7 protein-coding genes are annotated in these 8,957 nt (G+C 73.4%); 2 read left to right on the top strand and 5 right to left on the bottom strand.

Annotation, left to right across the window (positions count from 1 at the left end; genetic code table 11):
- Positions 1-54: 54 nt before the first annotated feature.
- The 5 genes from ACFWPS_RS42285 to ACFWPS_RS42305 form a co-directional block, all read right to left on the bottom strand.
- A complete protein-coding gene (locus ACFWPS_RS42285) occupies positions 55-3,045 on the bottom strand; it encodes an AAA family ATPase (protein WP_383716166.1) in 2,991 nt (996 codons plus the stop codon).
- An 82-nt stretch (positions 3,046-3,127) separates the two neighbouring features.
- A complete protein-coding gene (locus ACFWPS_RS42290; protein WP_383716168.1) occupies positions 3,128-4,291 on the bottom strand; it encodes an exonuclease SbcCD subunit D in 1,164 nt (387 codons plus the stop codon).
- Positions 4,292-4,422: 131 nt separating this feature from the next.
- Positions 4,423-5,049, bottom strand: coding sequence for a YigZ family protein (locus tag ACFWPS_RS42295; protein WP_383716171.1), 627 nt, complete (start codon positions 5,047-5,049; stop codon positions 4,423-4,425).
- A gap of 26 nt (positions 5,050-5,075) precedes the next feature.
- Positions 5,076-5,618: a SixA phosphatase family protein gene (locus ACFWPS_RS42300; protein ID WP_383716174.1), complete on the bottom strand. Its 543-nt coding sequence runs from the start codon at positions 5,616-5,618 to the stop codon at positions 5,076-5,078.
- Complete coding sequence (locus ACFWPS_RS42305) at positions 5,615-6,385, bottom strand: hypothetical protein (RefSeq protein WP_383716177.1); 771 nt, start codon at positions 6,383-6,385, stop codon at positions 5,615-5,617. Before ACFWPS_RS42305 ends, ACFWPS_RS42300 begins: the two co-directional genes overlap by 4 nt.
- Before the next feature lie 166 nt (positions 6,386-6,551).
- On the opposite strand from ACFWPS_RS42305, the gene ACFWPS_RS42310 reads away from it, so the two are divergent.
- Together ACFWPS_RS42310 and ACFWPS_RS42315 are read left to right on the top strand one after the other, a co-directional pair.
- Positions 6,552-6,965: a CoA-binding protein gene (locus ACFWPS_RS42310; RefSeq protein ID WP_383716180.1), complete on the top strand. Its 414-nt coding sequence runs from the start codon at positions 6,552-6,554 to the stop codon at positions 6,963-6,965.
- 229 nt (positions 6,966-7,194) lie between these two features.
- On the top strand, positions 7,195-8,832 hold the full coding sequence (locus ACFWPS_RS42315) for an APC family permease (protein ID WP_383716183.1): 1,638 nt from the start codon (positions 7,195-7,197) through the stop codon (positions 8,830-8,832).
- Positions 8,833-8,957: the final 125 nt, after the last annotated feature.

Below are 8,957 nucleotides of genomic sequence, written 5' to 3' on the forward strand. Positions count from 1 at the left end.
TGCGGCGCCGTCGTGGCTGATCGCGCAGTTCCCCGCGCCCCTTTGGGTCGCTTCTCAGACCCCGCGCTGCCGCAGAGTCGAGCCCGATCTCCCCTTCGTGACCTCCAGTTGGGCGTGGATGCGGCGGCGCAGGTCGGCGACGTGGCTGACGATGCCGACGCTGCGGTCGCGTTCGCGGAGGGAGTCGAGGACGTCGAGGACCTCGTCCAGGGTCTGGTCGTCGAGGCTGCCGAAGCCCTCGTCGATGAAGAGGGTGTCGAGGCTGACGCCACCCGACTCGTCGGTGACGACGTCCGCGAGACCGAGGGCGAGCGCGAGGGAGGCGAAGAAGGTCTCGCCGCCGGACAGGGTGGCGGTGTCCCGCTCGCGTCCGGTCCAGGCGTCGACGACGTGCAGTCCGAGGCCGCTGCGACCGCGTCCGGTGCGGTCGTCGGAGTGGACCAGGGTGTAGCGGCCGGACGACATGCGCTGCAGGCGTACGGTCGCGGCGGCGGCGACCTGTTCCAGGCGGGCGGCCAGGACGTACGACTCCAGGCGCATCCGGCGCTCGTTGTCGGCGGAGGTGCCGGCGGTGAGTCCGGCGAGGCGGGCGACCCGGTCGTACTCCTCGCGCAGCGGGGCGAGTCGGCGTACGCCGTCGGTGGCGCGGGCGGACAGCCGGTCGAGTTCGGCGCAGCAGCGGGCCACCCGGTCGCGGGCGGAGGAGGCGTCGCGCAGCCGCTGGGCGGCCAGGGCTGCGGTGCGCTCCGCCGCTTCGACGTCGGCGGGCGGCTGCTGGGCGGCGGCCGCGGTGTCGGCCTCCGCCAGTGCGGCACGCACCGCGGCCTCCTCGGACTGCCATTCGTCCAGACGCCGTTGGAGTTCGCGGTGGGCGGTGTCGTCGAGGAGGGCGGCGGCCGCGGCCTGCGGGGTGTCGAAACCGGCCCGGTAGGCGGCGTCGGCGAGCCTGGCGTCGGTGTCCTTCAGATGCCGGGCGGTGTCCTCGGCGGCGCGTGCGGTGTCGGCGGCGCCGGTGAGCAGCGCCACCTGCCTCTCCAGTTGCGCGGCCCGTGCGGACACGCTGGCGGCGCTCCCCCGGGCCCGGTCCAACTCCTCTTCGAGGGCGGCCCGTTCCGCATCGAGGCCCTCGCGGCGGGTCAGCCGGGCGGCGGCCCGGACCTCGGCCTGCTGCCGTTCGTCCAGTCGGCGCTCGCGTTCCTGCTCGGCCAGCCGCAGCTGCTCGTGCGCCGCGTGCAGGGCGGAGCCGACCCGCCGGGCCTGGGCGTACTCCCGTTCCAACTCATCGGCCTGGGCGGCCAGTTGCCCGGTCGGGGTGTCTCCCGCCTCGGCAGTGGCGGCGGCCAGTGCCTCGCGTACGGTGCCGAGCCGCCGCTCGTCCCGGGCGCGCTGCTCGTCGGCGCGCTGCTGGGCGGCGAGCGCGCGTTCCTCGGCGTCGCGGTCGACGTGGCCCGCGAACTTCTCGGCCGGCGCCGGGTGTTCGGTGGCCCCGCAGACGGCGCACGGTTCACCGTCGGCGAGTTGAGCGGCCAGCTCGGCGGCGATGCCGTTCAGCCGCTGTTCCTTGAGGTCGAGCCAGTGCGTCCGCGCCTCGACGGCCCGCTCGGCGGAGGCGAGGGCCGCGCGCTGGGCCTCGTCGGTGTCCCGGCCCAGCTCGTCCCGCAGCCGCGCCGCCGCCAGCCGCCGGCGGGCGGGGTCGCGCTGTACGGCGAGCTGCTCGGCGCGGGTCGCGGCGTCCTGGGCGGCGTCGATACCGGACTGGAGTCCCGTGCGCCTGGCGTCCCAGCCGGCGAGCCAGCCCGCGGCCTCGCGCAGCACGTCCTCGTCGTCCCGTTCCTGCCGGTCGAGGCGGCCCCGCTCGTCGACGACCTCGGCGAGCCGTCGCTCGGCCCGGCGCCCGGCCTCCAGCCCGCCGAGCTCCTCGGCGGCCCGGCGGGCAGCGCCGGCGAGCCCTGCCGCACCGGCTCCCGCGAAGGTCTCCGGCAGCAGTGCACGCGCACGCACCTCGGCGGCGGCCGCGCCGCGGTGCCCCGCCTCGGCGGCCTCCCGCAGCTCCAGCGCCGACGCCACCGCCGCCGCCTTCCGGGCCCGCTCCATCCGCGCCTGCTCCGCCCGGCGCTCCCCGGCCCGCTCCTCCAGTCGTACGGCCCGCTGCCGCGCCTCGGCGAACCGGGCCTGCAACCGCGCCAGTTCGCGTACGTCGGCCAGTGCGCGGTCGGCCGCGAACTGGACCGACTCGGCGGCGGTGAGCCGGCAGTGGGCGACGGTGAGGCGCTCCCGTGCGGTGCTGCGGGCGACGGCCGCGGCGGCGAGGACGGCCGGGGCCAGGCCGGGCTCGCCAGGGGTCAGGTCGGGCAGCTCCATCGCGTCGCCGGCTTCCTGCTGCATCCGGTGCGCGTCGGCGAGCAGTGCGGAGTCGCCCTCCCGGACCCGGGCCTCGGTCGTCTTGCGGCGTTCGGCGAGGCGCTTCTCGACGTCGGCGAAGCGCTGGGTGTCGAAGAGCCGGCCGAGCAGTTGGCCGCGCGCACCGGCGTCGGCGCGCAGGAAGCGGGCGAAGTCGCCCTGGGGCAACAGCACGACCTGGCAGAACTGCTCGCGGCTCATGCCGAGCAGCTGGGTGATCTCCTCGCCGATCTCCTGGTGCGAGCGGCTGAGGTCCTTCCAGGCGCCGGCCGTCGCGTCGTACTCGCGCAGCCAGGTCTGGGCCTTGTCCAGTGTGGTGCCCGCGCCGCGCTTCTTGGGGCGCTCCCACGGCGGCTGCCGGGTGATCTCCAACCGGCGTCCGGCGACGGTGAGTTCGAGGCGGACCTCGGTGCGGGTGGCCGGGTCGGCGTGGTCGCTGCGCAGGGTGAGGCCCTGACCGCTCTGGCGGGCGCCGGGGACGGTGCCGTAGAGGGCGTAGCAGACGGCGTCCAGGACGGAGGTCTTTCCGGCGCCGGTGGGGCCGTGCAGGAGGAAGAGCCCGGCGGCGGAGAGCGCGTCGAAGTCGACGTCCTGGGAGCCGCCGAAGGGTCCGAAGGCGGTGATGTCGAGCCGGTGGAGTCTCATGCGGCCACCTCTGCGAGGCGGGGCGGGTGCGCTGTCACCGGGCCGTGCGGGTGGTCGGCCGCCGGGCGGTGCAAGAGGTCGGTCACCGGGACACCTCGCGTACCGCGCCGTCCGCGCGCACCGCGTCGAACGCCTCGCCCAGGACGGCCAGTTCGCGTTCGTCGGGGCCCGCGCCGCGCACATGGGCGACGAAGTCCTCGGCGATCTGCCGGTCGGTGCGGCCGGCCAGGCGACGGGCGTAGGTGACGTCGGGGTCGTCGGGGGCCCGGTCGGGGGCGAAGACCAGGCTGAGGGTGTGCGGGAAGCGGTCGGTGAGGCGGGCCATGGGGTCGGCGGGGCGGACCGGGTCGGTGAGGGTGGCCTCGACCCAGGCGTCCTCGTGCGCAGTGAGGGCGGGGTCGGCGAGCAGGTCGTCCAGGGTGCCGCGGATGCGGGCCAGCGGGCGCGGGACCGGGCAGTCGAGGCGCTCGGCGGTGACCGTGCCGTCGGCGGCGAGGTCGAGGAGCCACATGCTCTTGCGGTGGTCGGCCTCGGAGAAGGAGTAGGCCAGCGGGGAGCCGGAGTAGCGGACGCGTTCGGTGAGGGTCTGGCAGCCGTGCAGGTGGCCGAGGGCCACGTAGTCGACGCCGTCGAAGACGCCGGCCGGGACGGCGGCCACTCCGCCCACCGTGATGTCCCGTTCGCTGTCGCTGGGCTCGCCGCCGGTGACGAAGGCGTGTGCGAGGACGACGGAGCGGGTGCCGGGCGCGCGGGCGGCGAGGTCGGTGCGGACCCGGTGCATGGCGGCGGCCAGCACCGTCTCGTGTCCTGCCTTCTCGACGGCGAACTCGTCCTTCACGAGGGCGGGTTCGAGATACGGCAGACCGTAGAAGGCGACATCGCCGAAGGCGTCGGTGAGCACGACGGGTGTGCCGACGGCCGACGGTTCGGTGCGCAGGTGGATGCCCGCGCGGTCGATGAGACCGGCGCCGACGCCGAGGCGGCGGGCGGAATCGTGGTTGCCGGAGATCATCACCGTGGGCACGCCGAGATCGGCGAGCCGGTGCAGGGCGTCGTCGAAGAGTTCCACCGCGGCGAGCGGCGGCACTGCGCGGTCGTACACGTCCCCTGCCACCACCACGGCGTCGACGGCGTGCTCGCGCACGGTCGCCACGAGGTGGCCGATGAACTCGGTCTGCGCGCCGAGCATGTTCACGCGATGGAACGCCCGGCCCAGGTGCCAGTCGGACGTGTGCAGGATTCTCACGAGACCACCCCGACCTGCACGCCTGCCCCTATTGCACCCATTTGACCCGAACAAACCGGCATGAAATGGCATGAACCGGTACGAGGACGTCCCCGTCAACACCCGCCACGCTAACGCATTTCACCCCCGGTTCACGCGTCTCCGTACGCCTCCCCGCCCAGTTCGAGGCCGGCCGTGCCCGCCGTCGCGTCGGCGAGCCAGGCGCGGAAGGCGGCCACGTCGGCGTCCGGCAGGCCGATCTCGATGGTGACGGCCTCGCCGTAGCGGACGTCGCGGACCTCGCGGCCGGTGGCGCGCAGGTCGTTCTGGACCTTGCCGGCGCGCTGGTGGTCGACGGTCACCGTGGCCAGCCGGAAGCGGCGCCGGGTGCGGGTGCCGACGGCGTCGAGGGCCTCGCCGACCGCACCGCCGTAGGCGCGGATGAGGCCGCCGGCACCGAGCTTGACGCCGCCGTAGTAGCGGGTGACGACGGCGACGACGTACCGCATGTCGCGGCGCAGCAGCATCTGGAGCATGGGGACGCCTGCGGTGCCGCCCGGTTCGCCGTCGTCGCTGGCCCGCTGGGTGCCGGCGTCGGCGCCGATGACGTAGGCCCAGCAGTTGTGGGTGGCGTCGGCGTGCTCCTTGCGGACCGCCGCGACGAAGTCCTGGGCCTCCTGCTCGGTGGCCGCCGGGGCGAGGGCGCACAGGAAGCGGGAACGGTTGACCTCGGTCTCGTGCGTGCCCGCGCGGGCGACTGTGCGGTACTCGTCCTGCATCCGCCCAGCCTATGCGGCCCCGTGCGCTACTCCTTACGCCCCCGGGCCACCGTCACCTCCGTCAGCAGCGCCGTCCCCGGGGCCAGGGCCGCCCACGCCGTGCCGTGCCAGGCGAGGACGGCGATCGCGGACGTCGGGAACTTCTTGCGCACCTGCTCCAGGGTGTCGTCCAGGCCGTCGCCCGCGAGGTCGAGGACGAGTTCCTCCAGGCCGGGGTTGTGCCCGACCAGCAGCAGCGTCTCCACCTCGGCCGGCACCTCGCGCAGGACCGCCAGCAGGTCGGGCACGTCGGCCGCGTACACCCGCCGGTCGTAGCGGACCGGCGGCGGTGTGCCCCACTGGCCGGCGGCCAGCTCCCAGGTCTGCCGGGCGCGTACCGCCGTGGAGCAGACCGCGAGGTCGGGCAGGCAGTCGGACTCGGCGAGGGCGCGGCCGGCGGCGGGGGCGTCGCGGCGGCCGCGGTCCGCGAGCGGGCGCAGCCGGTCCGGGACGCCCTCGGGCCAGGCCGACTTGGCATGCCGCAGGACGACCAGGCGGCGCAGCGGGCCCGCGCCCGCCCGGGTGATCACGCCGCCCGCCCGAGATCGCGGGTGAGGTCGAGGGCGAGCAGCCGGTCGGCGTAGGCGCAGGTCTCGAAGCGGGCGCCGGCCGGGATCTCGGGCTGGTCCTCCATCCAGCGCAGCACGCCGAGCACCCCCGGCACGTCGAGGTCGTCCTCCCAGGCGTCCCGCAGCCGCCCCCGGACCTTCTCGGGCACCGGCCGCGAGGGGCTGCGTGCCCACTGCGCCACCGACAGCCGCAGCCTGCCCAGCCGCCGTCCGGCCTCGTCGAGGGCGCCGGCACCGAGGTGGACGGCCGTGCCGCGCGGGGCGTCGAGGAGGGCGAGCCGGAGTGCGGCGGGGTCGTCGAGCGTGGTGAGGACACCGGCGTCGGGGCCGTCGGCGGGGGCGACGGCGACGGTCACCCCGGCGCGGTCCACGGTCCCGCCCGTGGCCGTGACGTGGACCACCTGCGCCTCGCCCAGTCCCGCGGCGAGGTCGCGGCCGTCCTCGAAGGGGCGGATGCCGAGGGTGGTGGCGGCCGCGTGGAGTTCGGCCTGGTGGTGGTCGGCGGTGAGCAGGGGCAGGACCGGGGTGCCGCCGAGTTCCAGCGCGCGCAGCAGGAGGTCGGTGGTGAGCAGGACCCGCAGCGCCGTCAGGTCGTACCCGGAGGCATGGACCTCGACCCGGGTCAGGGCACGGCGGGCGGAGACGGCGGGGACGGTCTGACCGGTCTTGGCGTCGAGGATGCGCAGCACGGGCTGAGCGTAGGCGGGCGGCGGGACGTGCGCAGGCACCTTGCGACGATTCAGGTCACCGTGGCGGGACATGCGGGACATGCGACACCCCCTGCCGCGCGGACTGTCCCGACGGTACTGCGCGGGCCCGGTGCGGGCCAGGGAATCAGGGTCCGGCGGCCACTGTTGGCCACGGCGAATGTTCCCCGAGCCGAGGAGGCCGACGGTGTACGGCGACGAAGCGACGATCCGCAGGATTCTGACCGGGACGGGTGACACCTGGGCGGTGGTCGGCCTGTCATCCAACCGGGGACGGGCGGCGTACGGGGTGGCGCAGGTGCTGCAGCGGTTCGGCAAGCGGATCGTGCCGGTCCACCCCAAGGCGGAGACGGTGCACGGCGAGCAGGGCTACGCGTCCCTCTCGGAGATCCCCTTCGATGTCGACGTCGTCGACGTCTTCGTCAACAGCGAGCTGGCCGGGCCGGTCGCGGACGAGGCGGTGGCGAGGGGCGCGCAGGCGGTGTGGTTCCAGCTCGGGGTGGTCGACGAGGCGGCGTACGAGCGGGTGCGGGCCTCGGGTCTGGACATGGTCATGAACCGCTGCCCGGCCATCGAAATACCGCGCCTGGGCCAGATCTGAGCCGGATTTGAGGAAGATCTGAGCTTTCCTGTCTCACCCTCTTCTCACATATCGCCACTGAATACGGACATTCCGTGACCCTTGCTGACCTGTGTAAAAGCTTTTGCCAAGACAGGAAAGATCGAGGGTCAAATCTTGGGCAACACTCTTCTCCAGTTGCGACACGCGCCCTTAGGTTGTGCCCTCTTGCTCGTTAAAGCTGCGTTCAGAAACTGAGAGGCCACTTGACATGGTGAGTGTCGAGAATGCCGCGACGGAGGACATCACACCTTCGGGCGGTCTGAGGCGGGACGTCGGGCTCATCGGCCTGATGTGGGCCTCTGTGGGCTCGATCATCGGCTCCGGATGGCTGTACGGCGCCGAGAAGGCGGTCGGCGTGGCCGGCCCCGCGGCGATCATCTCGTGGGTGATCGGCGCGATCGCGATCGTGCTCCTGGCACTGGTGCACGCCGAACTCGGCGGCATGTTCCCGGTGGCGGGCGGAACCGCCCGCTACCCGCACTACGCGTTCGGCGGCCTGGCCGGCATGTCCTTCGGCTGGTTCTCCTGGCTGCAGGCGGCGACCGTGGCCCCGATCGAGGTCGAGGCCATGATCGGCTACGCCGGTCACTGGAAGTGGGCCCAGCACCTCCAGCACGCCGACGGCACCCTGACCGCGAGCGGCCTGCTGTCGGCTGTCGTGCTCATGGCCCTGTTCGTCGGCGTCAACTTCTTCGGCGTCCGGGTGCTCGCGCACACCAACAGCGCCGCGACCTGGTGGAAGATCGCCGTGCCGCTGGCCGCGATCTTCATCATCGCGATCGGCAACTTCCACCCGGGCAACTTCCACTCGGAGGGCTTCGCGCCCTTCGGCGCCAAGGGTGTCCTGACCGCGATCAGCACCAGCGGCATCATCTTCGCGCTGCTCGGCTTCGAACAGGCCATCCAGCTGGCCGGCGAGAGCCGCAACCCGAAGAAGGACCTGCCGCGCGCCACGCTCGGCTCGGTCGCGATCGGCGCCGTCATCTACGTCCTGCTCCAGATCGTGTTCATCGCCGCGCTGCCGCACAGCACCTTCGCGCGCGGCTGGGGCCACCTCGCGTACGAGGGCATCAGCGGCCCGTGGGCCGGCCTCGCCACCCTGGTGGGCCTCGGCTGGCTGGCCTGGGTCCTCTACCTGGACGCGATCATCTCCCCCGGCGGCACCGGCCTCATCTACACCACCGCCACCTCCCGCGTCTCCTACGGCCTGGCGAAGAACGGCTACGCTCCGAAGATCTTCAGCCGGACCGACGCCCGCGGTGTGCCGTGGTTCGGTCTCATCATGTCCTTCGTGACCGGCGTGATCTGCTTCCTGCCGTTCCCGAGCTGGCAGCAGCTGGTCGGCTTCATCACCTCGGCGAGCGTGCTGATGTACGCCGGTGCCCCGCTGGCGTACGGCGTCTTCAGCGACAAGCTGCCGCAGCGCGAGCGCCCGTACCGGCTGCCGTTCGGCAAGGTGCTCTCTCCGCTGTCGTTCGTGGTCGCCAACCTGATCATCTACTGGTCCGGCTGGGACATCCTGTGGCGGCTCGGCCTCGCGATCATTCTCGGCTACCTGCTGCTCGGCGGCTACGCCTTCTACGCCCACAGCAGGAACCTGCCGGACGCGCCCCGGCTGGACTTCCGGGCCGCGCAGTGGCTGCCGGCCTATCTGATCGGCTTGGGCCTGATCTCCTGGCAGGGCAGCTTCGGCGGACAGAACAACATCGCGCTGTGGTGGGACATCGTGGTCATCGCCGTCTTCTCGATCGGCATCTACTACTGGGCCAAGGCGACCGCCTCCACGGCCCAGGACATCGAGCGCAGCATCGACGAGGTCGTGGTCACCGACGCCCCGGCGCACTGACCTCTCCTCCTCACCTCCTCACCTGCGTCCCGTCAGCCACGGCGGCAGTGCCGGGGGGGTAGGGGCGGCCGAGATTTTAGGGGGTGGGACACCCCGCCCCCCCCCACCACAACCCCGACCACAAA

It is taken from the genome of Streptomyces sp. NPDC058457 (assembly GCF_042720695.1).
Taxonomy (GTDB): domain Bacteria; phylum Actinomycetota; class Actinomycetes; order Streptomycetales; family Streptomycetaceae; genus Streptomyces.

Excerpts from the sequence above, each read along its gene's own strand:
- ACFWPS_RS42285 (WP_383716166.1), bottom strand. The coding sequence starts at position 3,045 with ATGAGACTCCACCGGCTCGACATCACCGCCTTCGGACCCTTCGGCGGC.
- ACFWPS_RS42315 (WP_383716183.1), top strand. The coding sequence starts at position 7,195 with ATGGTGAGTGTCGAGAATGCCGCGACGGAGGACATCACACCTTCGGGC.
- ACFWPS_RS42295 (WP_383716171.1), bottom strand. The coding sequence starts at position 5,049 with ATGCAGGACGAGTACCGCACAGTCGCCCGCGCGGGCACGCACGAGACC.